Origin of the sequence: Afifella sp. H1R, from assembly GCF_021462425.1 — a bacterium.
GTDB lineage: Bacteria > Pseudomonadota > Alphaproteobacteria > Rhizobiales > Afifellaceae > Afifella > Afifella aestuarii.
The window spans coordinates 434,178-460,658 of record NZ_JAKEDY010000001.1 but is presented as its reverse complement, the minus strand read 5'-3'; the positions used below and the strand labels follow the sequence as shown (position 1 = coordinate 460,658).

Sequence of the window (26,481 nt, the reverse complement as noted above, 5' to 3'; positions counted from 1 at the left end):
CGCCTTCACGATTTCGCTATAGGCCGCAGTGTAAAAAGCCCCTAAATTCGGTCAGCTGAAAGGGACCTGCCTTGGGCGTTTCCACGATGACACCCGACCAGTTCAAAGCCTGGCGAAAAAAGCTCGGAATGAAACAGAAAGAGGCGGCCGACCGGCTGGGCCTCAAAAAACGTATGATTCAGTATTATGAGACAGGCGAACGTGACGGCAAGAAGGTCAAGATCCCGAAGTCGGTTCGCCTCGCCTGCTACGCGCTCTCGGTCGGGATCGCCGACTACGATGGCGAGACGGCCTCGTACGAAGACGGCCAAGACCCAGAAGAAGATTTGAGCCCCGAATCTGAGCCGTCCGCCATCGCTGGCATGAGCTGACCTCGTTTCTCTCGGTCGTCTCGGCTCTGCTTTGGGCTCCACGAGGCTGTAGGTCCACAGCGCTCCAGGGAGCGACTTTGCCTCTTGCGCGAATTCCTCTATAAGCGCGCAACTTTCCAACCACCCGGAACCGGCCGGGCCGAACGGCCCGCCTACCAGCACGCCCCCATGCCGAAACGCACCGACATCTCTTCCATTCTGGTTATTGGGGCCGGACCGATCGTGATCGGCCAGGCCTGCGAATTCGATTATTCCGGCACGCAAGCCTTGAAGGCTCTGAAGGCCGAGGGATATCGGGTCATCCTCGTCAATTCCAATCCGGCCACCATCATGACCGATCCGGATTTGGCGGACGCCACCTACATCGAACCGATCACGCCCGATGTGGTCACCAAGATCATCGAAAAGGAGCGGCCCGACGCGCTCCTTCCAACGATGGGCGGACAGACGGCGCTCAATTGCGCCTTGTCCGTGGCCAAGGCCGGCGTTCTCGATCGCTATGGCGTCACGATGATCGGTGCGCGTGCCGAAGTCATCGACAAGGCCGAGGACCGAGAGCTCTTCCGCGAAGCCATGACGAAGATCGGCCTCGATACGCCGACGTCACGTCTTGCCCATTCGCTTCCCGAAGCCCTTGCTGCGCTCGAAGAGATCGGTCTGCCGGCGATCATTCGCCCCTCCTTCACGCTCGGCGGCACCGGCGGCGGCATCGCCTACAACCGCGAAGAATTTCTCGAGATCGCCGAACGCGGCATCGACGCCTCGCCGACCAACGAAATCCTGATCGAAGAATCGGTGCTCGGCTGGAAGGAATACGAGATGGAGGTCGTCCGCGACAAAGCGGACAACTGCATCATCATCTGCTCCATCGAGAACATCGATCCGATGGGCGTGCATACGGGCGATTCGATCACCGTTGCCCCCGCCCTCACCCTCACCGACAAAGAATACCAGGTGATGCGGGATGCGTCGCTCGCGGTGCTGCGCGAGATCGGCGTGGAGACCGGCGGCTCGAACGTGCAGTTCGCGATCAACCCGGCCGACGGACGCATGGTCGTCATCGAGATGAACCCCCGCGTCTCGCGGTCCTCGGCCCTTGCCTCCAAGGCGACCGGCTTTCCGATCGCAAAGGTCGCGGCACGCCTTGCCGTCGGCTACACGCTCGACGAGCTCGAGAACGAGATCACCGGCGGGGCGATGCCGGCCTCTTTCGAGCCGACGATCGATTACGTTGTGACCAAAATCCCGCGTTTCGCCTTCGAGAAATTCCCTGGAGCGGAACCCTCTCTGACCACGTCGATGAAGTCCGTCGGCGAGGTGATGGCGATCGGGCGGTCGTTCAGCGAATCCCTTCAAAAGGCTCTGCGGGGTCTTGAGACCGGGCTCGACGGGCTGGACGAGGTCACGATTCCGGGCCTCGGCGAAGGCGACGACAAGAACGCCATCCGCGCTGCCCTTGCCCGCCCCACGCCCGACCGGTTGCTGAAGGTGGCACAGGCGCTTCGTCTCGGCACCTCCTGCGAGGAAATCTACGAAGCCTGCGCCATCGATCCCTGGTTCCTGCGCGAGCTTGAAGGCCTCATCGGCTGGGAAGAGCGCATCCGCGCCAACGGTGTGCCGGACGACAAGGTGGTCCTGCACCGCCTGAAGAGCCTCGGCTTTTCCGATGCCCGCCTCGCCAAACTCGCCGGCACCGACGAGGAAAGCGTGCGCGCGCTGCGCGACCGCCTCGGCGTCAGGCCGGTCTTCAAGCGCATCGACACATGTGCGGCCGAGTTCGCCGCCGCCACGGCCTATATGTACTCGACCTATGAGCGCCCCTTCCGCGCCGGCGGCGACGCCGAGGACGAGGCGCGTCCGAGCGACCGGGAAAAGATCGTCATCCTGGGCGGCGGGCCGAACCGGATCGGTCAGGGCATCGAATTCGACTATTGCTGCTGTCATGCCGCCTTCGCGCTCGCCGATGCGGGCTATGAGACGATCATGATCAACTGCAATCCGGAGACGGTCTCCACCGACTACGACACCTCCGACCGGCTTTATTTCGAGCCGCTCACGGCGGAGGACGTGCTGGAGATCCTGCGCGTCGAACAGAGCGCTGGTACGCTCAAGGGCGTCATCGTGCAGTTTGGCGGCCAGACGCCGCTGAAGCTCGCACAGCCGCTCGAAAAGGCGGGCATTCCGATCCTCGGCACCTCGCCGGATGCGATCGACCTCGCCGAAGATCGCGACCGTTTCCAGCAGGTTCTCGGGAAGCTCGGCCTCAAACAGCCGCGCAACGGGATCGCTCATTCGGCGCAAGAAGCCTTCGCGATCGCCGAGAAGATCGGCTTTCCGGTCGTCATCCGGCCGTCTTACGTGCTCGGCGGGCGGGCGATGGAAATCGTGCGCGATACCGCGCAGCTCGAGCGCTACATCAACGAGGCGGTCGTCGTCTCCGGCAAGTCGCCGGTGCTGATCGATTCCTACCTCGCCGATGCGATCGAGGTCGATGTCGACGCGCTATGCGACGGCACCGATGTCGTCGTCTGCGGCATCATGGAGCATATCGAGGAAGCCGGCATCCATTCGGGCGATTCCGCCTGTTCCCTGCCGCCGCATTCTCTGTCGAAAGAGATCATCGACGAATTGGGCCGTCAGACGGCGGCGCTCGCCAAGGGGCTTTCCGTCGGCGGGCTCATGAACGTGCAATACGCGGTCAAGGGCGACGACATTTTTGTGCTGGAGGTCAACCCGCGCGCCTCGCGCACGGTGCCTTTCGTGGCAAAGGCCGTCGGCCGGCCGATCGCGAAGCTCGCCGCGCGGATCATGGCGGGTGAAAAGCTGAAGGACCTGGAGGCGACGCCGCTCGTCCATAAGCATGTGGCGGTGAAGGAAGCCGTTTTCCCATTCGCCCGCTTCCCCGGTGTCGACACGGTGCTCGGACCGGAGATGCGCTCGACCGGCGAAGTCATGGGCCTCGACTACGATTTTGCCGTGGCCTTCGCCAAGAGCCAGCTCGCGGGTGGCGTGCAGCTTCCCACCGGCGGCACGGCTTTCGTCTCGGTGCGCGACGGCGACAAGCCGCGCGTGATGGACACGGTGCGTCAGCTCGTATCGCTCGGCTTCACGATCATCGCGACGACCGGCACACAGCGCTTCCTGGAAGAACACGGGATCGCCTGCACCAAGGTAAACAAGGTACTTGAAGGCCGGCCACATATCGTCGATGCTATCAAGAATGGCGAGGTGCAGCTGGTCTTCAACACCACGGAAGGCGCTCAGGCCCTCGCCGACAGCCGGTCGCTGAGACGAGCCGCGCTGCTGCACAAAGTGCCTTATTTTACCACTTTGGCGGGAGCACGTGCTGCGGCACAGGGCATTGAAGCCCTTCTCGGCGGGCAGCTTGAAGTCAGGCCGCTGCAATCCTACTTCGACGCGGCCTGAGTTAGTTTCGTCAAGCAGGGTGTTCCCCTCATCGGTGGAGCACCCGCTTTTTTGTTGCCCCCAGCCCAAAAACGAGGCGTCGTGGAGGAGAAGATGGAAAAGATTCCGATGACCGCTGCCGGCCATGCGCAACTGGAATCGGAGCTCAAACGACTCACCTCCGAGGAAAGGCCGCGCATCATTCAGGCGATTGCCGAAGCCCGCGCGCATGGCGACCTCTCGGAGAACGCGGAATATCACGCCGCGAAGGAGCAACAGAGCCTGAACGAAGGCCGCATCGCGGAGCTCGAAGACAAGCTGTCGCGCGCCGACATTATCGACGTGTCGAAGCTGACCGGCTCGACGGTGAAATTCGGCGCCAAAGTGAAGCTCGTCGACGAGGACACCGACGAGGAAAAGACCTGGCAGATCGTCGGTGACATGGAAGCCGATGTTCGCCTCGGCCGCATTTCGATCTCTTCGCCGATCGCGCGTGCCCTCATCGGCAAGAGCGTTGGCGATTCCGTGGAGGTTGCGGCTCCGGGCGGGGCCCACAGCTATGAGATCCTCGACATCGCCTACGGCTGAGCCCTTCACTGTGGTTTTGTAACGAAAGAGCGCGCCGGGTCGTCTTGCAGCCTATGGCGCGCTCCTGCTAACTGGCCCGCCTGACCTTAAGGCGGGCATTGCCATGATCGATCTTTACACCTGGACCACACCGAACGGCCGCAAGGTCTCCATCGCTCTCGAAGAGATGGGGCTCGCCTACGAGGTCTATCCCATCGACATCATGGCGGACGAGCAATTTCGGCCGCAATTTCTCAAGATCAGCCCGAACAACAAGATCCCGGCGATCGTCGATCACGAGGGTGGCCAGGCGCTTATGGAATCTGGCGCTATCCTCCTCTATCTCGCGGAAAAGACGGGCAAATTCATGCCGGCCGACGAGGCCGGTCGCTGGCGGGCGATGGAATGGCTGATGTGGCAGATGGGCGGTTTCGGCCCCATGCTCGGTCAGGCGCATCATTTCTTGAAGTTCAATCCCGGCAAGGCTTCCTATGCGGAAGAGCGTTACGCCAAGGAGGCAGCGCGCCTTTACAAGGTGCTCGATACGCAGCTCGCAGAGCACGATTATCTCGCCGGGGAATATTCGATTGCCGACATGGCCGCGTGGCCGTGGGCCTCACGTTTCGAGTGGCAGGGCATCGATCTCGGTGATTTCCCGCATGTGCGCGATTGGTATCTGCGCATCGCCGATCGCCCAGCCGTCCAACGGGGCTACGACGTGCCGAAAAAGGACCAGGGCATCCCACTGCCATAATGGATCGGCGTCCTGACGGATCGGCGCTGCCACGCGTCGCGCTCCGCGCCCGCAGGCGCGAAGCGCTTTTTTTAGCGCGGCTACTGCGTACTGCCGCGCCCTCGCCTCACATCCACGTCTGAGGCTCCGATTTCGTGGGCGGCCTCCATCAATTTGGCGGCGGCGCTGGCGCAGGCCTCCGCGCTCTCTTTCGGTGAGCACGTCACGCGGATCGTCGTGTCTCCCTGCCGCAGCCTGAAGCTCGTGCCGCCGCGGGCCATGCCATGCCCGTGATGGCCGCGCCATTTCATGCCGTGGCGGCCAGACCCCATCGGGCCGGGGCCCCGCTGCCCCCAACCGCCACCAGGTCCGGGTCGCTGCATCGGCGGCTGTCCAGCCCAGTCACCCTGATAGCCGCGGCCGCCACCATACCAGCCGCCTCCGGCCATGTTTCCGGGCGCCATCATGCAATTTCCGGGACCCCAGCCGCCATAGCCGGCTCCGCCATAGCCGGCTCCGCCCCAGCCGGAGCCACCCCAGGCCGAGCCGTAACGTTGCATGGGTTGGTTCTGCGGAGACGACGCGGTGTCATTCCCCATCTCCGATTGCCCGCCCTGATCGGGCATCATCTCCATCTCCGGATCCGCCTCCATACCCTCATCATTGTCCTGATCAGGGTTTGGCGCACTCACATCGGGCGGTGAAGCTGGCTCTTCGGCTCCCGTCTGGGCGTAGGCCAGTGTGGACATGCTGAGAGCGAGAGCCGTGCTCGCGGCAAGAAGTCTGCGCATTCGTATCTCCCATTGACGCGCCCCTCTCGTCGAGAATACCCGCGCCACGGAATTCGTTGCGTGAACTTCAAGAAACCTTCGTTGAGCCTGCTTCGGACCAACACGTGATGGATCTGGACCCTACGGAGTCAAAGCGATCACTCCGTCAGGTGGGGCGCCAGTCGATCGTCACGTGCCCAGCGTCCCCTGCGACCCGCGCCAGCCAGCGGCGGATGCCCGGAAATGGTTTGAGGTCGAAGCCACCCTTGTCTTCCGCATCGTGCGTGTACGCATAGAGGGCGATATCGGCGATCGAGAATGCAGGGCCGGCAAGCCAGTCATGGGCCGCCAGCCGCTTTTCCATCACCCGCAGAGCTTCGTTGCCCTTTTCGAGCAGCTGCTGCAGCCTCTCGGGCGTCGCCTGGGCGCGACGGGTTTCGTAGACGCGCAGTGCGCGACGCACGGCGATCGCCGGTTCGTGCGAATACTGCTCGAAGAACATCCACTCGTAGCATTTCGCGCGATCATAGCTGTCGCTCGGCAGAAGACGAGAACCTTCAGCGAAATGCAGGAGAATTGCCCCCGATTCGGCGAGAGCACGCCCGTCATCGAAGACGACGACCGGCGCCTTGCCGATCGGATTGATCGCCAGGAAGTCCCCCCTGCGGGTCGCCCCGCTCGTCGTATCGATATCGACGATCCGAAATGGCAGGCCGAGATGCGCAAAGAGCAGTCGCACCTTATAGGAGTTGCCGGAATCCTGCATGGAATAGAGAGTTGGCATCTTCGCTCTTCCGCTGTTGTCGGCGCTCAGGCTTTGCCACTTGCTGCCTTTCCGGCAAGCGAATTGGATTGAAGGTTCGCCTCAATCCCGCTGAGGTCGAGCAAGATCCGTCGGCAAAGCGCATCTGCCATTGTGCGTTCGACGCGCTTGCGCCTTGCGCCCCTCGCCCCATGGGCCTAGGTTTCGCGCCCGTTGCTAACTCCCTTCAGTCGGATTTCAAACTCATGGCCTTCCTTGCCGACAACCTCGCTCGTGTTCAGCCCTCCCAGACCATCGCCGTCGCCGAGAAGGCGCGTGAACTGAAGGCGCAGGGACGAGACGTGATCAGCCTCAGTGCGGGCGAGCCCGATTTCGACACGCCCGACAACATCAAGGAAGCAGCGATCGCCGCCATCAAGCGTGGCGAGACGAAATACACGCCGGTTCCGGGCATCATGGAACTGCGCACGGCGATCGCCGAGAAGTTCAAGCGCGAGAACGGTCTCACCTACAAGCCGACGCAGACCATCGTCGGGACCGGTGGAAAGCAGATTCTTTACAACGCGCTGGCGGCGACCCTTAACCCGGGTGACGAGGTCCTCATTCCGGCACCCTATTGGGTGAGCTATCCGGATATGGTTCTTCTCAACGGTGGCGAGCCGCGCTTCGTCGACACGACGCTTGAAAACAAGTTCAAGCTGACGCCGGAAGCCCTCGAGGGCGCGCTCACGCCGAAGACCAAATGGCTGATCTTCAACTCGCCCTCCAACCCTTCCGGCGCGGCCTATACCGAAGCCGAATTGAAGGCGCTCGCGGCGGTTTTGATGAAGCATCCGCATGTGTGGATCATGTCGGACGACATGTACGAGCACCTTCTCTACATCGACGAGCCCTTCTCCACGCTCGCCGCGGCAGAGCCCGAACTCTATTCGCGCACGCTCACAATGAACGGCGTTTCGAAGGCCTATGCGATGACCGGCTGGCGCATCGGCTATGCCGGCGGTCCGGACGAGCTCATCAAGGCGATGACCAAAATCCAGAGCCAGCAGACCTCCGGCACCTGCTCCATCGCACAATGGGCGGCGGTCGAGGCGCTGACGGGACCGCAGGATTTCGTGGAGACTTCGCGCAAAGCCTTCCAGAAGCGGCGCGATCTGGTCGTGTCTATGCTCAACCAGAGTGCCCTTCTCGAGTGCCCGGAGCCGGAAGGCGCGTTCTACGTCTATCCGTCCTGCGCGGCGGCGATCGGCAAGAAGGCGCCTTCAGGCAAAGCCATCGAGAACGACCAGGATTTCGTCACGGAGCTTCTCAAGGCGGAGGGCGTGGCGGTCGTCCATGGCGGAGCCTTCGGTCTCGGCCCCAACTTCCGCATCTCCTATGCGACGTCGACGGAAGCGCTCGAAGCGGCGTGCGAACGCATCCAGCGTTTCTGCAACACGCTGAGCTGAGGCCTCACCGCGGTCCGGGGCAGCGACGCTCCGGATTGCGGAGACGGAGAGCCCGCAAGGCTGACGCATCTCGAAGACCCAGACGCCCAGAAAAAGGGGCGGCCCGCGCAAGCGAGCCGCCCCAATTTTTTGTCAGGTTGCCGTTCGTGGGCGAAAAGCGTCCTCTCAAGAACGCCGGCTCACGTCCGCCGACTTGCTCAGGCCTCGTCGTCGAGCAGCTGCAGATTGACCGCCTGCGGGCCACGGCCGCGACGATCCTGCTGCGTCTCGAATGAGAGCCTCGTGCCTTCCGCAAGCTGCGGCAGGCCGGAGCGCTCGATCGCCGAGATATGCACGAAGACGTCCTTGCTGCCGTCCTCCGGCGAAATGAAGCCGAAGCCACGATCCGCGTTGAAGAACTTCAGCGTGCCATTCTGACGCGGGCCGACCTCTGCCGGCTGACGATCCTGGAAGCCGCCGCCTCCGCCACCGCTGCGGAAGCCACCACCGCCTCCGCCGCTGCGGAAGCCGCCGCCGCCTCCACCGCCGCCGCCGCCGCGATAGCCGCCACCTTCGCCGCCACCACGATAGCCGCCGCCTTCACCGCCGCCACGGTAGCCGCCGCCTTCGCCACCACCGCGATAGCCTCCACCACCGCGGTTGGGACCGCCGCGATAGCCTCCGCCACCGCCGCCGCCACCGCGATAGCCACCTTCATTGTCTCTGCCGAAGCCCCCGTCTCCCCGATCGCCATAACCTGGGGTGGGAGCATCGCTACCGAAATCGCTGCCGAATTCGCGCGCACCACCACGACGGGGCCGGCGGGACCGATCACGGTCCGGGCGCTCACCAAAGTCGTCGTCGTCGTGCCCGCCGCGACCGCCATTGTTCATCATCTCATCTCGTCCTTCGATAGAAAAAAGTCGCCGGCTGGAGCCTCACCAGCCGACGCGGGCAAGCGCGCGGTCTTTACTTGGGAATACATGGAAAGCCGGGATCGGTCCGCTGGCCCTCGACCATAAAGGGGGCGCCTCATGCAAACCCCCGCGTATGATCATGCCGTTATGCGGGCAAATCTGCAAGTCCCTAATGGGCCGAACCTAAGTCCAGCCTTAGAGCATCTTCGATGAACGCAGAATCGGGCCGAGGATGCGGGCGATCTCACACGTCTGATTCTCCGGTGCTGGTGATTTGCGAGGAGACGAAGATGACGAGGAGCCTGGCGGCCTTCGCGGCCGTGTGATCGCAGCGATCGTTGTCTATCCCGCATAAGCCGTGGCGCGATGGAACATGCGCAGGATACGGCGGCGGAATTCCTGCCGCTGCGCATACTCGGCGGGGGCCGCGGAACGGGCAACGGACTCGCATCCTTCTGGAAATTCGGCGGCTTGCGCGTCCTCGGCGCAGCGTGCGAGCCAAGGTGCCGATGTCGCGATTGCCCGGCGGTGAATCGTCAAAGCCCGGTCGCAGAGCCCGGGCATGTCATCGCTGCAGCCCATCGCGAAGGCCAGATAGGCAACATAGTCGGGCTGCCAAACATCGTCGGCAACGCCCATCTCATCCGCTCCCGGAATGCTGCCGGCGAGGAGCTCACAGCCATTTCCGTCGATGAACGGCTCATCCATGTAGGGAAAGCACGCACGAGAAAAACTCGCATAGGCCCGGTCGATCTGGGGCTCACCGACGAGACCATTGCGATAGATGATGCCCAAATATTTGCAGGCATAGGGACCAATGCCAATGTCGGAGGACTCGCAGACCTCCGTCATCCTGTCTTTCGCCGCGACATAGTTGCGAAGCTTCCCGTTCAGGAAATAGATCTTGCCCGCCTCATAGCAGCCGCCCATCTGGAAACCCGCCGCGCACGACGCTTCGTATGCGGCGAGCGCAGCCTCGGCATCGCCGCGTTTCTCGGCCGCCACGCCGGCGCTCCAGCAGCTGTCGACATTCGCGTCCTGCGTGCAGGCCGGTGAGGCCTCGTTGCTGATCGATCCGTCTGCATGCTGCATCGGTTGCGCGCTCGCCGCGCCTGGAAGAAGCGTCGGGCTCATCATCATGAGAAACCCCGCCCACAATGCCCGCATGTTTGTTCTCCCCTGGCCCCAGCACACAAACCGAGCTGGGCCGCGCCACCATGTTGTACCGGGGCCCTGTCAGGGTTCGCTTTTCACATAATTTCTATGGAAGAAACACGTCCGTAAAGGCGAAGCGAAGCAGGCCGCCCCTCTCCTCGAGCAGATCGCCGTCGGATCGCCGGATGAGCGGGCACAGGAGCGGTTGAGGAGCGGCGCGCTATGCGCCGATCATCAAAGCGCCATTTCGTCAGCAATCGGGCAGTCTTCTGCTTGCCAGCTCTCGCGTAGGGAAAGGGCGCAGGACTGAAACCGCAATTCACTTCAGGATTTCGACTTGAACCTTTGCGGTCCCGCGTCCTTTGAAGCCCAGCTTGTGGGCGGCAGCGCGCGTGACGTCGATGATGCGCCCTTTGACGAAGGGACCGCGGTCATTGATGCGCACGACGGCGGCCCGGCCGTTGCGCAAATTGGTGACCTTCACCTTGGTGCCGAAGGGCAGCGTGCGGTGCGCTGCGGTCATTGCATTCGGATTGCACCGTTCGCCGGAAGCCGTGCGCGAGGTCAGGGCATACCAGGAGGCGTGGCCGGTCTGAGCATTGGCGCTTTGGGGCTGGGTTACGAGGACGCAGCTGGCCGCAAGGACCGCCGCGGCGAGGAACTTCGCCGAGTGGAGCATTCTTCTCTTCCCATGAAATCAACTTTGCCGCTGCCGGTTTCACCGGCGAAAAGGGGCCAGAAATGGGCAAGACCTGGGGCATTTCTGGTAGCGCGGCGGGAAGAGCTGTCGGTGTGACCATGATGTCACTCGGATCGCGCAGAAAAGCAAAAGGCCGCTCCTGAAAAGCGGCCTTTCCTATGTGTTGCTCAAGAAGAACAATGCGTCACTGGCAAAGCTGACGCGGGCCATTATACGGCTGATAGGTACCACTGTTGGCATCGAAGGAGCGATACTTCGAGCTGCAATACGCATACCATTCCGGTGTCCAAGGAGCGGGACGGGTGTCGTAAACGACCAGCGGATTGCGCGCGGGAACCGCATAGACGGGCGCCGGCTCGACATAGACGGGCGGCGGAGCCGCGTAGACCGGTGCAGGCTCGACGTAGACGGGGGCGGCGCGCGGTGCGGTCAGCGCCGATCCCAGAAGAGCACCTGCGGCCAGGCCGACAACACCGGCAGCAACCGCCGCACCGGCATCGTCGCGGTCGCGACGGTGGTGGCGGTGCCCATAATAACCGCGCGGACGATCCCAGCCACGGTCACCATAATATCCCCGATTGCCATCCCAGTGGCGCGAATCCCATGAGCCGGCCTGTGCGCCCGCCGGCAGAGCGAGAGCCGTCAGTGCAACGGTCAGGGCCGCCGCAGTTGTCTTGAGAGCAGTGGGTCTGAAGAAAGACATCGTCGTTTCCTTGCCAATAAGCCCCGCCGGAAGATCATCTCCGGCTTCTTGATGAGATTGATAGGACTTCCAGGCTGAACGATGGCTGAACGAACGCACCTCGTTGCCATCCCCCTCCAGAGGCCTCTAGAGACTTTGGCGAAACCCGTGCCGCGCGGCGCGGCGGCGCATGGGCGCACACCATGGTGTGAGCGCATCATGGCCAAGACACAAGAAAACCTGGGAGGACGGGGATGGTGAGCCGGATCTTGCTTCCGATCGACCTCGACCACATCGCCAGCTGGAAGAAATCCGTCACGACGGCGATCGAGCTCGCGCGTCTCTATGACGCCGAGCTCGTGGTTTTGAGTGTATTTCCACAGATGGAAGCGGACTTTTCGCAGTTCCCGATGCATCACCTCCCCGCGGTCGAGGTGTTCCGGCGCGAATATCTTCCCGACGATATCAGAAGCCGCGCCATCTACCGCTCGGGAACCGTGGCTCGCGGCATCCGTGCGGCCATCAACCAGGAAAAAATCGATCTCGTGGTGATGGCCTCGCACAACCCCAATCTCGGCGACTATGTCATGGGGTCAAACGCAGCCAATGTCGTCCTGCACAGCCCGTGCTCGGTGCTGGTGGTGCGCTAAACAAAAACCGCCGGACATGCCGGCGGTTCGATCGTCAAATCTGGCTCGGAGCAGTCACACTCCAGAGCGGAAGCAATCAGGCAAGCTGGAGATTGACCGCCTGCGGGCCACGGCCCCTGGGATCCTGCTGCAGCTCGAAGCTGACGCGATTGCCCTCGACAAGACCCGGAAGTCCCGAGCGCTCAACGGCCGAAATGTGGACGAAAACGTCCTTGCTGCCATCTTCCGGAGCGATGAAGCCGAAGCCGCGCGTGGAATCGAAGAACTTAACGGTGCCGGTCTGGCTCATGGGAGAAACCCTTTCCCTTTGTAGTCGGATTCATCGAGGTGGGCTCATCACCGCACCCGGATTTCGAAACAGTCGGGAAAGACATCACCTACCGGTCGGGTATTAAACCGCGCGGCGCAGACTTAACCGGTCGTCGGGGCGCGCCCATCCAACATTTACGCGCCCAAGCGCGTTATGACGGGAAACGCCAAAGATAACAAGGCGCCGCCTCTCCAGCCTCGTCACAGCGCCGGCTTTCTCACGATCCCGAGCCTTGCACGCAGCACCCGCGGCACGTCGTATTCGCGCATCAACCGTTCCGTACCGGGGAGACCGAGCGCCTCACGCTGCACAACGAGCGCCCACAAGGCCTGGGCCGCCTCGTCCAACGCCCGCGCGCGAGCATCTTCGACGGCCGGTTCGGGGTCGCCAGCCTTCTCCGCGTCTTCAAGGCGACGCCAGGCTGTCAGAGCGTCTTCAAAGCGCGAGGCCATGCGGGAGAGGCTTGCAGCCCTCTCCGCCATCATCTCGTGCTCGAGGGCGTCGTAGGGCGAAGACTGCTTGCTCGGAGCAAGGATGCGCGGCGGACGGATGCTCATGTCCCCCAGCTAGGACGAGCCGCCTTCGCGGACAAGGCCGCCACTGAGGCCTGATACGGCTCATGAAGACGCGGAGGCCCTCGCCGTTCGTTCAGAGACCAGCGCAGGTGTTACGGCGCATTTAGCGCCGCGTTTGACGGTCCTCGGGGAGGAACTGCGTGTGCTCTTTGTCGCGCTTTTGCCGTTCCTGCATCAATTCTTCGTAGGCGCGGCGCTCCTCGGCCGACAGCTGAACGCGCTTCACCGGCGCCTTCTTTCGTCGATCCTTGGCCTTTTTGTAGAGCTGCGGCTCTGTGGACATGTGCCTCGTCTCCATCTGCCGGACGTCGCTAGATAACCACATCGCCCGCAAATGACGAGACGCTTTCCCGGTACGCCGTTCGCAGGGTCGAGATCAGGCTTCAAGCCGCGCCATAAGATCCATCGCCGCGTGCGGATTGCGGACCTTCTCGCCAGCGATGAAGAAGACGAAGACAGAGCGGGGATCGGCCGTACCCGTGGAGGCTTTGTCCGTCAGACGAGGCAGATCGTCGGGCACGCTTCCCAGCGCCAAGACGCGCGCGCGCTCCGCCCAGCTCTCGAGATCGGAAGGAGAATAACCGGTCTTCTCCTCCTTGCGCGTGCGCATCAGCCGCAGATAGGCGAAATCGGCTGTCGGCTCGGCGAGCCCCGGATAATCGTCTGAATCGGCACAGACGATCGCCGCGTTGTGGCGGCGCGCGAGATCGACGAATTCCTCACACAGGAAGCTCTCGTGGCGGACTTCGAGTGCGTGGCGAAGCGGCAGACCGTCGACTTCCTGCGGCAGGAGCTTCAGGAAAGCGGAGATATCCTCACCATCGAAGGAACGGCTCGGCGCGAACTGCCACAGGATCGGACCGAGCTTTTGCTTCAGCTCGGCGATGCCGCCGTTGATGAACCAATCGAGACTGTCGCCGGTCTCGGCGAGCTTCTTCTTCATGGCAATGGCGCGATGGCCCTTCAGAGCGAAGACAAAATCGTCCGGCGTCTCGTCGTGCCATTTGGCAAAGCTCTTGGCGCTCTGGCCGCGATAGAAGGTGCCGTTGATTTCGATCGCCGTCAGTTTGGACGCCGCATATTCGAGCTCGCGCGTCTTCGGCAGCTTTTCTGGATAGAAGGTGCCGCGCCAGGGTTCGAAGGTCCAACCGCCTATGCCGACCCGGATGGGTCCTATCCGAGCCGAGTTCTTCTCTTCTGACCTGTTCTGCGCCGGCATGCCTCGCCTCCTCTTCCTGGAGAGCGACCCTTCCCTGCCTCGAATGCGGAAGCAACCCGAAAAAACGCTGGGGAACCTGACGGCACGTCCGCGTCAGAAGGTCGCCCACCCCCGCTGTCAGTTCTCTTCGCGATACTGATATTGCGCCCGGCACCTGGCGCGCTGCTGCGCGGTGAGATTTCCGGCACAGCCCGGCGGTGCGAAAATGCGCTGATTCTCCAGCCGACGCTGGCGAAGGCGTGACTGATCATAGGGGTTGTTGATCGGGTCCGGAGCCTTCAGCTTCGGCACTTCAACCCGCGGGATCCGCGGCCGATCGGGGTTGCCAAAGCTCTGTGCCGTCGCAACAGAGGGGATCGCGGCGAGCGCGAGGAGACCGGCGAGCGCCAATCCCGAAAGGGACCGGCCCGAACCCCGGCTCGGACGTGAAGCTGACCTGCACATGACAATTCATGTGGGGCAGCTTTCGGCCGTTCACAAGCTGACATTCGCAGTTTGCGGTTTGGCCTTAATTCCGTCTTCCGACGCAGCTAGCGGCCCGCCTGCCGCAGATGTCAGGAAGGAACCGACATGGATACGATGCCGACGCGCCGCAGCTTCACGGCCCTCATGGCCGCGATGGCCGGCAGCGCGTTTTTGCCCGCCCCGCTTTTCGCACAGACCGCTGACGACAATCCTCCGCAGGACGTGCTGACACGCACGCTCTCCGAAGTGGAACAGCGCCTGAATGCGCGTCTCGGCGCCTATGTCCTCGACATCGAAACGGGTCGCGAATGGGCCCAGCGCGCGGACGAGCGTTTCCCGATGTGCAGCACCTTCAAGCTGCTCGCCTGCGGCGCCGTGCTGGCGAAGGTCGATATGGGCGAGGAAGATCTCGAGCGTCGCATCACCTTCGAGGAAAAGGACCTCGTGACCTATTCGCCCGTCACCAAGGAACATGTCGGTGGTGAGGGGATGACACTTGCGGATCTCTGCGTCGCGGCAATGACGCAAAGCGACAACACGGCCGGCAACCTGATCCTCGACAGCCTCGGCGGACCGCCCGCGATCACATCTTTCGCTCGCTCCATCGGCGATCAGGTGACCCGCCTCGACCGCCGGGAAACAGAGCTCAACGAGGCGACGCCCGGAGATCCACGGGACACGACAAGCCCGCGGGCCATGGGCCGCGACGCGCAGACGCTCCTCGTCAAAGGCAGCCTCTCCGACCGTTCCCGCCTGTATCTCAAGAGATGGATGTGCACCAACAAGACGGGCGACGAAAAGCTGCGTGCCGGTCTTCCTGGCGACTTCCTCGTCGGCGACAAAACGGGGGGCGGCGGCAATGGCACGATGAACGACGTCGCGGTCATCTGGCCGAGCGGACGCAAACCCGTCATCGCGTCCATCTACCTGACGGAAAGCGGCGCCTCTTTCGATGATCGCAATGCCGGTTTTGCCGAGATCGGCAAGGCGATCGCGGAAGTGATCAAGGCCTGAGTGTCTTTAGCGACCCGGCCGCCCGGTCTTTCTCGGGCGGCGCTGGCGCGCGCGCTCGTCTTCGGGCTCCTCGTACGACCCCTTGCCGATGTTCTCACGCCGCAGCGGCCTGACGTCGTCGCCTTCTGGGGCCTGCAAGGGGGCGGGCCCGCCAAGCGGTTTCTCGGTCCGGCCCACGGTCATCTCGTCGAGCGTGTTCTTGCGCACGCGGGAGCCGCCGGACTTTGCCGCATCTTTCCGGCTCTGCCGGGTATTCTCGATGCCGGTGTTGCGGGCGAGCGGGTCGTCCATGACGGCAAGCTCAGTCGCTTCCAGCCGCTTGATCTCGTCGCGCATCCGCGCCGCCTCCTCGAATTCCAGATTGGAAGCGGCCTCCAGCATGCGTTTTTCGAGATCTTCGATATGGGCGCGCAGATTGTGGCCCATGAGCGCGCCCTCATCCTCAGCAAATCCAGCGCCGCGGCCACTGCCGGAAACACCGACGCGGACGTGGTCACGCTCGTAGACGGAATCGAGGATATCGGCGATACGGGCTTTCACGGATTCCGGTGTGATATCGTTCTCGACATTGTAGGCGATCTGCTTTTCGCGCCGACGCGAGGTTTCCGCGATCGCCCGTTCCATCGATCCGGTCATACCGTCCGCGTAAAGGATCACCCGCCCATCGACATTCCGGGCGGCCCGGCCGATCGTCTGAACCAATGACGTCTCGGAGCGCAAGAAACCCTCTTTGTCGGCGTCGAGAATCGCGACAAGCCCGCATTCGGGAATGTCGAGCCCCTCGCGCAGCAGGTTGATGCCGACGAGGACATCGAACGCACCAAGGCGCAGGTCACGGATAATTTCGATGCGCTCGATCGTATCGATATCGGAATGCATATATCGCACCCGGACGCCGTGCTCGTGGAGATATTCCGTCAGATCCTCGGCCATGCGCTTGGTCAGCACCGTGACGAGCGCACGATACCCACCGGCAGCGGTTTCTTTCACCGCACCGAGGAGATCATCGACCTGGCTCGAGGCCGGACGAATCTCCACTGGCGGATCGATCAAGCCGGTTGGACGAATGACCTGCTCGGTGAAGACGCCGCCGGTCTCGTTGAGCTCCCAGTTGCCCGGCGTCGCCGACACGCACACGCTCTGCGGGCGCATGGCGTCCCACTCCTCAAAGCGGAGCGGCCGATTGTCCATGCAGGACGGCAGCCTGAAGCCGTATTCGGCGAGCGTCGCCTTGCGACGGAAGTCGCCGCGATACATGCCGCCAATCTGCGGAATCGTGACATGGCTCTCGTCGACAAAGACGAGCGCGTTGTCGGGCAGGTACTCGAACAGGGTCGGCGGCGGCTCGCCGGGCTTGCGCCCCGTCAAATAGCGCGAATAGTTCTCGATGCCGGCACAGGAGCCCGTCGCCTCGATCATCTCCAGATCGAAGCGCGTGCGCTGTTCCAGGCGCTGTGCTTCAAGAAGCCGTCCCGCCTTTTCCAGCTCCTCTAGTCGCCATTTGAGCTCTGAGCGGATCCCCTTCACCGCCTGCTGCAGAGTCGGTTTAGGTGTGACATAGTGCGAGTTCGCATAGACCTTTACGGAACGAAGCTCACCCGATTTGTGACCTGTGAGCGGATCGAATTCCGAAATCGCCTCGATCTCGTCACCAAACAGCGACACACGCCACCCGCGATCTTCCAAGTGGGCCGGGAAAATCTCGATCGTGTCGCCGCGCACCCGAAACGTGCCGCGAATGAAATTGGCATCCGACCGTTTGTATTGCAGGGCCACGAGATCGGCCATGAGCTGGCGCTGGTCGAGCCGATCGCCCACCTCCAGGCCGAAGGTCATGGCCGTGTAGGTTTCCACCGAGCCGATACCGTAGATACAGGAGACGGACGCGACGATCACGACATCATCGCGTTCGAGCAGCGCGCGCGTCGCCGAGTGGCGCATGCGGTCAATCTGCTCGTTGATGGAGGATTCCTTCTCGATATAGGTGTCGGTGCGCGGAACGTAGGCCTCCGGCTGATAATAGTCGTAGTAGGAGACGAAATACTCGACCGCATTCTCCGGGAAGAACGATTTGAACTCGCCGTAGAGCTGCGCCGCCAAGGTCTTGTTGGGCGCCAGGATGAGCGCCGGGCGCTGCGTTTCCTCGATGACCTTCGCCATGGTGAAGGTCTTGCCCGAGCCGGTCACGCCGAGCAGAACCTGGGTCGCCTCCCCGGCCTCCTTGATCCCCGCAACGAGTTCCGCAATCGCCTGGGGCTGATCCCCGCGTGGCTCGAACTCGGAGGTGATTTTGAGAGGGACGCCGCCCTCGGACTTTTCCGGCCGCGGCGGCCGATGCGGCACCCAGGTGCCGTCGCGAAACTCTGGACGGCCCTTCTCGATGAGGGAGGAAAGGGCTTCGACCGTCGCCGTCACCGCGGAACCCGGCAAATTCTCCGCATCTTCCAGATTCACATCGAAGCCTGCCGCCGGGCTCATGCCCGCACCGGCGCGCTCCTTGGCGGAGCTGCGCCCACCCATCGAGGTTCCCCTCGAGGTCTTCAAAGGCTTGTCGGTGGCCGTCTTTCCGGCACGGGATTTTGTGCTCTTGCCCGCGGCGCCACGGCTGGGTTTCGCCGGCGCTTCCTTCTCATCAGCCTTGATGGGAATCGACTGGTCCGTCTCCCAACCGGAGTTCTTTCCCGGTCCAAGTCTCGACTTTCCGGCACGCGACTTTCCCTCCGGTGAAGGGTCAGTCTTAGGTTTTTCGGGAACAGCGATCGAGCGATCATAGGCAAGCCCGCCCCGATCCTTCGACTGGGGTGGCCTGATGCGCGTGCTGCGCCCTTCCGCCTCGGCCTCGCGCGCGATCTCTTCCGCCCATGATGTGATCGAACCGGCAAACGCCGCTTCGATCGGGACACCTTCCAGCGAGGGCTGTGCGGCCTCACCGAACCCCTTGCCCTCGCCCTCGCCTTCCGATTGCTCGTAGGTGGTTTCGGAGCCGAGCTTAGCGGCCTTACCGCGTCGCCCGGGGGATGTGCGCCTGTCTGCTGCCATGTTCTCTATATGGACCAGCCTTGCAGGCGCGAAAAGGCCTGAGTGGCAGCTTTCGCCACCCGACGAGGGAGACTGGTTCGCGGGTCACAGCCTCTCGCAACCTGCTCGTGTCACATACCCGCAGAACGTGATTCTTCATTTCGCCACAAGAGCTTCTATCCTGGAACGAAAGCAATTCGAAGTTGGAGGAACGTCCGGGGGTCTTCGTACCGGTTCACCTGACCTGGAGTTTGGAGACGTGCGGATCACTCTCGGCGTCGGGCGCGTCCGAGCCCAAATCATGGCTCTCGGAATCGTGTCCATCCTTGGCCTGGGCGCGCTGGCTGGGCCGGCCGATGCGGATGAGCGCGACTGGCTGATCGTCAATCGTTCGTCGCTCGCCGATGGCGCGGCCATCTACACGCTCGGAGCTCAGCATCCAGGCGATTGGGAAGGCCGATTCGGTGTCGACATCGGTACGACCGGCAGTGGCTCTCACGGCGTCGACACGCGCGTGTGGCAATGGGGAAACCGGCCTACCGATGTGGCATGGTACAGCTTGGCGTTGCCCGGCCCCTTCCCGAATTACGACTGGACGTGGGACAAGGCCTGGATCGAAGGCAATGTGATCCCCGAAGAGAACAGCTACCGGATTGCGGCCCGCATCGGGCGTCAGGAATCCTTCGGCAATCTCGTCGAAGCGTCGCTGCAGCTGAGCTACGCCCTCTCCGGCTCCGGTGTCGGGTCCAACGCCGAACAGACGATGGCGACTGCACCTTATCTTCGCCTCAACATCCTGCCGACCGACACCGCCCTGACGGCGCAGTCTTACGTGTCGGATACCGATTTCATCTGGCACAGCTCCGTCGAAGCCCAACAGCAGCTGATCAAAGGCATGTCGCTCGTGGGGGCGGTTTCCGACATCGGGCTCGACAGCCAGAATGCCAGCCTGCGCCTGCAACTCTATCGAAGATGGTAGAGCCGAATCGGCGCCTCGTTCGAGCGCCGCGGCATCGAAACCTACCGCAGAACGATGATCGTCACGGGCCCATCGGTCTCGAAATGAACGGCAAAATCGTCGTCGCTCGAGTTCCGGCGGCTGAATCCGAGCGCTGTCAGCGCATCACCTCGGAGCCAGCCGTGCCGCGCGCCGCCCGAGCGCGGCCGCACCAGACACCACCCCTCCGCCTGCGCACAACCGTTGACGACGACTTCCGAGCCTCTGGCGACATCCCCGAGCGCCGCAGACGCATCGTCGGGCAGAGCGCGCATCACCGCATCACGTCGCAAAGCCGCGTCCGCCGCAAGAGCGGAGGACGACAGGCCCGAAAGACCCAGCGCGATCAGGGAAACGGTCAGGCGGATATTTGGGAGAAGCGGCACGGGCATCCCGGTAAAGATTGATTCACCATAGTGCTACGGTGCCGTTTCCGCGACGGCTCTGCAAGCGCGGCGCTTCCCGCGACTGACCGACTAGAGATTCAGCGCGTCGAGACCGGCGTCGATATGGTCGGCCAGAAGCGGCATGCCGAGAAGATACTTGGAGGTCTTGCCCTGGGCGCGGCCTCTCGCTTCGGAGCGCGCCTCGTCCCAATCATCGGCGCCGTAATCCCCGCGCCCGATCCATACGATCGCCACCAGATCCGCCGCTTCGTCGATATTCAGATCGTCGATGAGCTCGCGAAGCTCCTGCTCGGTCTGGTCGTCGGTCTCTTCTTCCGCGAGCGCATCGTGGTGATGCGATTCGTGCATGCCCTCGGCGTCGAGATCGATTTCGTGCTCGCGGCCGTCCTCGTACCCCGCCTCCAGATCAGCACTGAGCGTGCGCGCCTTGTCGGCAAAAAGGCGGATGGTCGAGGGATCGAGAGAAAGATCGACAGCCATTGTTCCGTTGTTCTGCTTGTGTGCTGGCCTTGGAAAAAGCCTAACACGAGTGTTGCGTCTTGTAGCGGAACGCGTTGTCACGTGGCCTGCGCCTGCAACCGTTCCCTCCCAGGAAGCCACTAGCCCGAAACAAAAAAAAAGACGAGCCCCGGTGTTTGATATCCAGGACTCGTCGGGAGAGTTTGGAGCCGGTCAACGACCGGCCGTCCAAGAGGGGAACAGCTGCTCTCTGCGGCCACAGGGAAGTGCCCGAAGAGCTCGTCAGCTCCCGCTTTATCGTCCGACAATCGGCCGATCACAATGAAAGAGTGTGCATGCCAGCCATGCATGTGCCTGAAACATAGGCATTCACTGCCTCTCAAGGCGGCAAACCGGCGGCAAAATCGTCGTCCTGGCCGCGCCCGAAGGCGCACTTGGCGCGCCGGCTTCCGGCATGCTACCGGTGGCGAAGTTCCCGCGCTTCAACTTCTCGCCGGCCCTCGTCAGATCATGGTTCCGCATCCCGTAAATCCGCCCAAGCCCCGCTGTTGGGTGTTGACGACCGGCGAGGCCGGAATGCGTAGCCAGGCCCTCGGATTGGCAGAACGATTGGGCGTGCCGTTTGAGGAGAAGACGATCAGGCTGCGTCAGCCCTGGTCTTGGCTTCCAGGGCATTTGTGTCCCGCGGCGCTGGCCGGGCTCGATCCTTCGCGTGATCTTCTCACGCCGCCCTGGCCGGATCTCCTGATCAGCTGCGGACGCCGTTCCACTGCGGCCTCGATCGCGATCCACAGCGCCTCAGAAGGCAGCACACGGACGGTGCATATTCAAAATCCCCTGACGCCCGTGCACCATTTCGATCTCGTTATTTCGATGCGCCACGATCACCTTGCCGGTGAGAACGTGGTCAATGTCGATACGGCGCTGCATCGCGTAACCAGGGATAAACTCGACGAGGCAGCCGCCCTTTGGGGTCCGCGTCTTCGCGGTTCGGAAAACAGCCTCGTCGGCGTCGTTCTCGGGGGGCCGACACGTCACTACTGGATGAGCGAGGCCTTTCTCACACGCCTCAAGGCGATCATCCGCGGTGTTCACGAAGCCACCGGCGCACGTATCGTGGTGACGCCGTCGCGGCGAACGGAAAACCGGGTCAAGCAAGCTCTCGCTTCGGAATTTCAGGCCGAACCCTGGTACTGGCAGTGGGATGGGAGTGGCGACAATCCATATTTTGGGCTTCTCGCACTTGCCGATCGCCTGCTCGTCACCGCCGATTCCGTTTCGATGGTGTCAGAAGCGGTCGCAAGCGGGCATCCGGTCAATCTCCTGCCACTCAACGGCCGATCGCGTCGTCATGACGAATTCGCAGCCAATCTCGACACCCGCGGCCTGGTTTCTCTGACCGGCCCCGAAGGGGTGGATCTGGAGTTCCAGGGCGCCGGAACCGTCGATGCCACCACCTATGCGGCCGATGTCGTCCGCGAGCGCCTTTTGAGCTGACGGTCGTACGCCCTCCGACAGGAGCGGTGGACTTGCCAGAATGCGCCGAAAACAGCGCTTGGGTTGCACGCGACGCACCAAACAACCCGCCTTCGGCCGAAACCTGGTGACGGAGGGGCATGCTCGCTTGCCCTTTGTGAAGTTGCCGCCTATCTGGACAGACCAACCTGCGATGGGTGCGACCATGTCAACGGCCAACCATGCCAAGCTCTTGATCATCGGATCAGGTCCCGCCGGCTATACGGCAGCCGTCTACGCGGCGCGGGCTCTCCTCGAGCCTGTCCTGGTCGCCGGGATGGAGCCCGGCGGACAGCTCACAATCACCACTGAGGTGGAGAACTATCCGGGCTTTGCGGAGCCGATCCAAGGCCCATGGCTGATGGAGCAGATGCGCAGCCAGGCGGAGAATGTCGGAACCCGAATCGTCAGCGATATCGTCGTCTCGGCCGAGCTTACCACCCGGCCTTTTCGACTGACCCTCGACAGCGGCGACGTCTGGACGGCGGATGCCGTCGTCATCGCCACGGGTGCGCAGGCACGCTGGCTCGGCCTGCCGTCGGAGGAACGCTTCAAGGGTTTCGGCGTATCGGCCTGTGCCACCTGCGACGGCTTCTTCTACAAAGACAAGGACGTTCTCGTCGTCGGTGGCGGCAATACCGCCGTCGAGGAAGCGCTCTATCTGTCCCACCTCGCCCGCCACGTCACGCTCGTGCACCGCCGCGACGCGCTTCGCGCCGAGCGGATCCTGCAGGACCGTCTCCTCACCCGAGACAATGTCCGTGTGATGTGGGACTCCGCCATCGAGGAAGTGCTGGGCCAGGGCGGCTTTCCGCCGGCGGTGAACGGGGCAAAAATTCGCAATGTCCGGAGCGGCGCGATCTCGGAAGTCGCGGTCGACGGCATCTTCATTGCCATTGGTCACGCACCGGCCGTGTCTCTTTTCAAAGACCAGCTTCGCCTGAAGCCGAACGGCTATCTGTGGACCGCGCCCGATTCGACGGCGACGGATATCCCCGGGGTTTTTGCGGCGGGTGACGTGACCGACGACGTTTTCCGGCAGGCGGTGACCGCGGCCGGCCAGGGCTGCATGGCCGCTCTGGAGGCGGAGAAATACCTCTTCGCGCTGGAAGCAAGGCAGGAGGCGGCCGAGTAGGCCACCTGTCTCGATGCGCAATGTTCAAGACCTCAGGGGCGCAGGGACCCTGAAGGGGGTGTGATGGATTGGGATAAGCTGCGGATCTTCCACGCGGCGGCAGAAGCCGGGTCGTTTACCCATGCCGGCGATTCGCTCAACATGAGCCAGTCGGCCGTCAGCCGACAGGTGAGCGCACTGGAATCAGAGCTCGGGGTTCCCCTCTTCCACCGCCACGCCCGCGGCCTCATCCTGACGGAGCAGGGCGAACTCCTCGTGCGCACAGCGCGCGAAGTGCTGGTGAAGCTCGAACAAACCCGGGCAGAACTGGCAGATTCCAAGGGGCAGCCGTCAGGCGCGCTCAAAGTCACGACCACCGTCGGGCTCGGTTCCAGCTGGCTCGCGTCGCGTCTCAACGAATTCATCGACCTTTACCCGCAGATCAATCTGCAAGTCGTGCTCGACGATGACGAGCTCGACCTGTCGATGCGTGAGGCCGATGTGGCGATCCGGCTGCGTGCGCCCACCCAGCCCGATCTCATTCAGCGCAAGCTGTTCACGGTGCACTTCCACGTCTACGCTTCGCCCGATTATCTTCAGCGTTTCGGACAGCCGAAGAGCGTGGCCGAGCTCGATGAACACCGCATCATCGTCTATGGCGAGAATGCCCCGGCCTATCTCCGCGACATGAATCTGCTGATGAGCAGCGGCCGCGAAAGCGGCGAGCCGCGCACTCCAATCATGGCGATCAACAATGTCGTGGCGATCCGGCGTGCCATCGAAAAGGGGCTCGGCATCGCCATGCTTCCCGACTACCTCGTCAACGAGCAGTCGCCGCTGGTGGCCATTCTGCCGGAAGCGGAAGTGCCGGCGTTCGACACCTATTTCGTTTACGCGGAAGAGCTCAGGAACTCTGCCCGCGTCCAGGTTTTCCGGGATTTCCTCATCGCCATGGCGCGCCGCTGGCATTATTGAGCCGAACGCCGCATCCGCAATGAGCGTGGCCTGAGGTCGTCTTCGTGACGCCTTGCCGCGTCACTCTCTTCGCATATGAAAAGCGCGGCCTTTCGGCCGCGCCAGTTGGAACAGAACTTCGAGAGGCTACGCCGCCTCTTTCGAGGCTGCTTTCAGAATGTCGTCGGAAAGCCGCCCATGCACCTCGGCCAGATGATCGAAGCTTGAGGTGAACGTGCCGACGCCTTGCGTGGCCGAACGCAGCTCGATGATGAGATCGGCAATCTCGGCTTCCGGAATGAGTGCCGAGATCACGTCCCAGCCCTCCCAATCCGGCTTGCCGTCGAAACCGAGGAGCTGGCCGCGCCGACCGGAGACGATGGCGTTCACCTTTGGCGTCGCATCACTCGGCACAGTGACCTCGACCTTCAGAACGGGCTCCAGGATGACCGGCTGACATTGCGGCAAGCCTTCCCGCATGGCGAGGAGTGCCGCCATTTTGAATGCCTGCTCGGACGAATCGACGGAGTGATAGGAGCCGTCAGTGAGAGTGACGCTGACGTCCACGACAGGAAACCCGCCAAGCGGGCCGCTTTCGAGCGCTTCTCTTGCGCCGGCTTCGACCGCGGAGAAATACTGACGCGGAACCACGCCGCCGGAGATCGTCTCGTTGAAGACGAATCCGGAGCCGCGCGGCAGCGGCTTGATGTCGACCACGATGTCGCCGAACTGACCATGTCCGCCCGACTGCTTCTTGTGGCGGCCACGCTGCGTCACCGAGCCCTTGATGGTCTCGCGATAGGGTACGGTCGCAACAGAGGTCTCGATCGACAGGCCGTTCTTGCTCGCAAGCCGTTCGAGCGCGACGCGCAGGTGCATTTCCCCCTGCCCGCTCACGACCGTCTCGCCTGTTTCCTGACGGTGCTCGACGGCAAGAGAGGGATCTTCGTCGACGAGCTTGGCAAGAGCGGCCGACAGCTTCACGTCATCCTTGCGTTCACTCGGCCGCACGACTTTGTGCAGCACCGGCTGCGGGGGCTTCGGCACGGCGATCATGGGAACCGACGCCCCTTTGGCCGACAGCGTATCGCCGGTCACAGCCCCGTCGAGCTTGCCGAGAGCGACGGTGTCGCCGGCCTTGGCGGTCCCACGCTTTGCCGTCTTCTGTCCGACGAGATCGTAGATGCCTGAGACTTTGCCTGCTGGGCCGGCCGCATTGTCGAGTTCGGCGGCGTCTTCCACCGATCCGGCAAGAACCCGGCTTAAGGAAAGCTTGCCGCCATGGCTGGTATGAATGGTCTTCATCACCTGCACGAGCGGCCCGGCTGCGTCTTCAAGACCGAGACGGGCGCGGGTGTCGGTGACGTCGGGAGCCTCGTGGCGCAGCGCCTTCAAGAGGCGCATGATGCCATTGCCATTCGCGGCCGAGCCGAGGAAGACGGGAACGATTTCGCTCGCGCGCATCTCTTTGACGAGATCGGCAAAAACGTCGTCGCGGGGCGGCTGAATGTCTTCCAGAAGCTGTTCCATCAGCGCGTCGTCGTGATCGGCGAGCGATTCCAACATGGAGAAGCGCGCTTCTTCGCTCTCCATGCGTTCCATCTCCGCCATATCGACGACTTCGCTCGGCGCGTGCTCGCGGTAGAGGAAAGCCCGATCGAGCGCGAGGTCGACGAACCCGACCGCAATGCCATCCTTCCAGATCGGCAGCTGGCGCAGGACGAGCGGCACGGACGAGACCGGCTGCAAGAGTTCAAGTGCGTCACGCACGCCGCCCGAAGCGCGATCGATCTTGTTGAAGAACAAGAGCCGCGGCACGTTGCGCTCTTCCAGATGCTTCATCACCACCTGGAGCGCAGGAATCTTCTTGTCGTCGGGCTCGGCGACCACGATCGCCGCGTCGACGCAGGCGAGAACCGGGTCGGATTCGTAAGCGAATTCAACGGAGCCCGGGCAGTCGATGAAACAATAGGTTTCATCCATGAAGGTGGTCGTGGCCGTGTTGAGCTCGACGCTCATCGCGTGCTCGCGCGCTTCCGGCGAGGCATCACCGACGGTGTTCCCGGAGGCCACCGCCCCAACTTTGGGGATCGCGCCGGTTCGGAAAAGGATCTCCTCAAAGAGGCTGGTCTTACCGCTCGCGAAGGGGCCAACGATGGCGATGCATCGCGGCCCCTCGCGCCTCGCACCTCCTGCGTCTCTGCCGCTCATTTCGCCGCTCCTTTCCCTGAAATTGAAAACTCCATCACAACCGATTTCTAGCGCGTTGCGCGTAGGTTACGGTAGCCACAGAT

26 protein-coding genes are annotated in these 26,481 nt (G+C 62.8%); 11 read left to right on the top strand and 15 right to left on the bottom strand.

From position 1 onward, the window contains the following. Window positions 1-86 precede the first annotated feature (86 nt). From L0F51_RS02150 to L0F51_RS02135, 4 genes are all read left to right on the top strand, one after another. Window positions 87-371, top strand: coding sequence for a DNA-binding transcriptional regulator (locus L0F51_RS02150; RefSeq protein WP_128294300.1), 285 nt, complete (start codon window positions 87-89; stop codon window positions 369-371). 168 nt (window positions 372-539) lie between these two features. After that, window positions 540-3,797: a carbamoyl-phosphate synthase large subunit gene (carB, locus tag L0F51_RS02145; RefSeq protein ID WP_234627745.1), complete on the top strand. Its 3,258-nt coding sequence runs from the start codon at window positions 540-542 to the stop codon at window positions 3,795-3,797. 93 nt (window positions 3,798-3,890) lie between these two features. Next, complete coding sequence (gene greA, locus L0F51_RS02140; protein ID WP_234627744.1) at window positions 3,891-4,364, top strand: transcription elongation factor GreA; 474 nt, start codon at window positions 3,891-3,893, stop codon at window positions 4,362-4,364. A gap of 103 nt (window positions 4,365-4,467) precedes the next feature. After that, the gene (locus tag L0F51_RS02135) at window positions 4,468-5,097 is read left to right on the top strand and encodes a glutathione S-transferase family protein (protein WP_234627743.1); all 630 of its coding nucleotides are present in this window, start codon (window positions 4,468-4,470) and stop codon (window positions 5,095-5,097) included. An 80-nt stretch (window positions 5,098-5,177) separates the two neighbouring features. Here L0F51_RS02135 and L0F51_RS20050 read toward each other — a convergent pair whose 3' ends face one another. Both L0F51_RS20050 and L0F51_RS02125 read right to left on the bottom strand, forming a co-directional pair. Further along, entirely contained in the window at window positions 5,178-5,867 is a 690-nt protein-coding gene (locus L0F51_RS20050) for a hypothetical protein (RefSeq protein ID WP_304504489.1), read from the bottom strand. 145 nt (window positions 5,868-6,012) lie between these two features. After that, window positions 6,013-6,630: a glutathione S-transferase family protein gene (locus L0F51_RS02125; protein ID WP_234627742.1), complete on the bottom strand. Its 618-nt coding sequence runs from the start codon at window positions 6,628-6,630 to the stop codon at window positions 6,013-6,015. Window positions 6,631-6,854: 224 nt separating this feature from the next. Between L0F51_RS02125 and L0F51_RS02120 the strand changes: the two genes are divergently transcribed. Beyond that, window positions 6,855-8,057 (top strand): pyridoxal phosphate-dependent aminotransferase, encoded by a 1,203-nt coding sequence (locus tag L0F51_RS02120; protein ID WP_234627741.1) that lies wholly within the window; start codon window positions 6,855-6,857, stop codon window positions 8,055-8,057. 197 nt (window positions 8,058-8,254) lie between these two features. Here L0F51_RS02120 and L0F51_RS20045 read toward each other — a convergent pair whose 3' ends face one another. From L0F51_RS20045 to L0F51_RS02100, 4 genes are all read right to left on the bottom strand, one after another. Then, window positions 8,255-8,932, bottom strand: a complete 678-nt coding sequence (locus tag L0F51_RS20045; RefSeq protein WP_370642290.1) for a cold-shock protein — start codon at window positions 8,930-8,932, stop codon at window positions 8,255-8,257. Window positions 8,933-9,295: 363 nt separating this feature from the next. Next, a complete protein-coding gene (locus L0F51_RS02110) occupies window positions 9,296-9,958 on the bottom strand; it encodes a hypothetical protein (RefSeq protein WP_234627740.1) in 663 nt (220 codons plus the stop codon). A gap of 469 nt (window positions 9,959-10,427) precedes the next feature. After that, entirely contained in the window at window positions 10,428-10,787 is a 360-nt protein-coding gene (locus tag L0F51_RS02105) for a septal ring lytic transglycosylase RlpA family protein (protein WP_234627739.1), read from the bottom strand. 205 nt (window positions 10,788-10,992) lie between these two features. Further along, window positions 10,993-11,511, bottom strand: a complete 519-nt coding sequence (locus tag L0F51_RS02100; RefSeq protein WP_234627738.1) for a BA14K family protein — start codon at window positions 11,509-11,511, stop codon at window positions 10,993-10,995. A gap of 233 nt (window positions 11,512-11,744) precedes the next feature. On the opposite strand from L0F51_RS02100, the gene L0F51_RS02095 reads away from it, so the two are divergent. Beyond that, window positions 11,745-12,140, top strand: a complete 396-nt coding sequence (locus tag L0F51_RS02095) for a universal stress protein (RefSeq protein ID WP_234627737.1) — start codon at window positions 11,745-11,747, stop codon at window positions 12,138-12,140. A 76-nt stretch (window positions 12,141-12,216) separates the two neighbouring features. Here the strand turns inward: L0F51_RS02095 and L0F51_RS02090 are convergent, their stop codons facing one another. The 5 genes from L0F51_RS02090 to L0F51_RS02070 all read right to left on the bottom strand — a co-directional run bounded on the left by L0F51_RS02090 (window position 12,217) and on the right by L0F51_RS02070 (window position 14,688). Further along, window positions 12,217-12,429 (bottom strand): cold-shock protein, encoded by a 213-nt coding sequence (locus tag L0F51_RS02090; RefSeq protein WP_092815141.1) that lies wholly within the window; start codon window positions 12,427-12,429, stop codon window positions 12,217-12,219. A gap of 221 nt (window positions 12,430-12,650) precedes the next feature. Further along, window positions 12,651-13,007 (bottom strand): DUF6665 family protein, encoded by a 357-nt coding sequence (locus L0F51_RS02085; protein ID WP_234627736.1) that lies wholly within the window; start codon window positions 13,005-13,007, stop codon window positions 12,651-12,653. A gap of 121 nt (window positions 13,008-13,128) precedes the next feature. Further along, window positions 13,129-13,308 carry a hypothetical protein gene (locus tag L0F51_RS02080; RefSeq protein WP_092815147.1) on the bottom strand — a complete coding sequence of 60 codons (180 nt, stop codon included), beginning with the start codon at window positions 13,306-13,308 and terminating at the stop codon, window positions 13,129-13,131. 93 nt (window positions 13,309-13,401) lie between these two features. Then, on the bottom strand, window positions 13,402-14,244 hold the full coding sequence (locus tag L0F51_RS02075; protein WP_234627735.1) for a DUF72 domain-containing protein: 843 nt from the start codon (window positions 14,242-14,244) through the stop codon (window positions 13,402-13,404). Window positions 14,245-14,361: 117 nt separating this feature from the next. Beyond that, complete coding sequence (locus L0F51_RS02070; RefSeq protein WP_234627734.1) at window positions 14,362-14,688, bottom strand: hypothetical protein; 327 nt, start codon at window positions 14,686-14,688, stop codon at window positions 14,362-14,364. 126 nt (window positions 14,689-14,814) lie between these two features. Here L0F51_RS02070 and bla point away from each other — a divergent pair, with 126 nt between their 5' ends. Next, window positions 14,815-15,723 carry a class A beta-lactamase gene (gene bla / locus L0F51_RS02065; protein ID WP_234627733.1) on the top strand — a complete coding sequence of 303 codons (909 nt, stop codon included), beginning with the start codon at window positions 14,815-14,817 and terminating at the stop codon, window positions 15,721-15,723. A 6-nt stretch (window positions 15,724-15,729) separates the two neighbouring features. Here the strand turns inward: bla and uvrB are convergent, their stop codons facing one another. Beyond that, on the bottom strand, window positions 15,730-18,762 hold the full coding sequence (uvrB, locus tag L0F51_RS02060) for an excinuclease ABC subunit UvrB (protein WP_304504488.1): 3,033 nt from the start codon (window positions 18,760-18,762) through the stop codon (window positions 15,730-15,732). A 280-nt stretch (window positions 18,763-19,042) separates the two neighbouring features. On the opposite strand from uvrB, the gene L0F51_RS02055 reads away from it, so the two are divergent. Further along, the gene (locus L0F51_RS02055; protein ID WP_234627732.1) at window positions 19,043-19,720 is read left to right on the top strand and encodes a hypothetical protein; all 678 of its coding nucleotides are present in this window, start codon (window positions 19,043-19,045) and stop codon (window positions 19,718-19,720) included. A gap of 41 nt (window positions 19,721-19,761) precedes the next feature. On the opposite strand, the gene L0F51_RS02050 is transcribed toward L0F51_RS02055, so the two are convergent. Beyond that, on the bottom strand, window positions 19,762-20,124 hold the full coding sequence (locus L0F51_RS02050) for a hypothetical protein (protein ID WP_234627731.1): 363 nt from the start codon (window positions 20,122-20,124) through the stop codon (window positions 19,762-19,764). 90 nt (window positions 20,125-20,214) lie between these two features. Continuing rightward, window positions 20,215-20,625: a DUF3775 domain-containing protein gene (locus L0F51_RS02045; RefSeq protein WP_234627730.1), complete on the bottom strand. Its 411-nt coding sequence runs from the start codon at window positions 20,623-20,625 to the stop codon at window positions 20,215-20,217. Between the two features lie 555 nt (window positions 20,626-21,180). Here L0F51_RS02045 and L0F51_RS02040 point away from each other — a divergent pair. From L0F51_RS02040 to L0F51_RS02030, 3 genes are all read left to right on the top strand, one after another. Continuing rightward, window positions 21,181-22,101, top strand: a complete 921-nt coding sequence (locus L0F51_RS02040) for a mitochondrial fission ELM1 family protein (protein ID WP_234627729.1) — start codon at window positions 21,181-21,183, stop codon at window positions 22,099-22,101. A gap of 184 nt (window positions 22,102-22,285) precedes the next feature. Further along, window positions 22,286-23,254, top strand: a complete 969-nt coding sequence (gene trxB / locus L0F51_RS02035) for a thioredoxin-disulfide reductase (protein WP_234627728.1) — start codon at window positions 22,286-22,288, stop codon at window positions 23,252-23,254. A 63-nt stretch (window positions 23,255-23,317) separates the two neighbouring features. Then, window positions 23,318-24,208: a LysR family transcriptional regulator gene (locus tag L0F51_RS02030; RefSeq protein ID WP_234627727.1), complete on the top strand. Its 891-nt coding sequence runs from the start codon at window positions 23,318-23,320 to the stop codon at window positions 24,206-24,208. A gap of 126 nt (window positions 24,209-24,334) precedes the next feature. Here the strand turns inward: L0F51_RS02030 and L0F51_RS02025 are convergent, their stop codons facing one another. Next, window positions 24,335-26,398 carry an elongation factor G gene (locus L0F51_RS02025; protein ID WP_234627726.1) on the bottom strand — a complete coding sequence of 688 codons (2,064 nt, stop codon included), beginning with the start codon at window positions 26,396-26,398 and terminating at the stop codon, window positions 24,335-24,337. Between the last annotated feature and the right edge of the window lie 83 nt (window positions 26,399-26,481).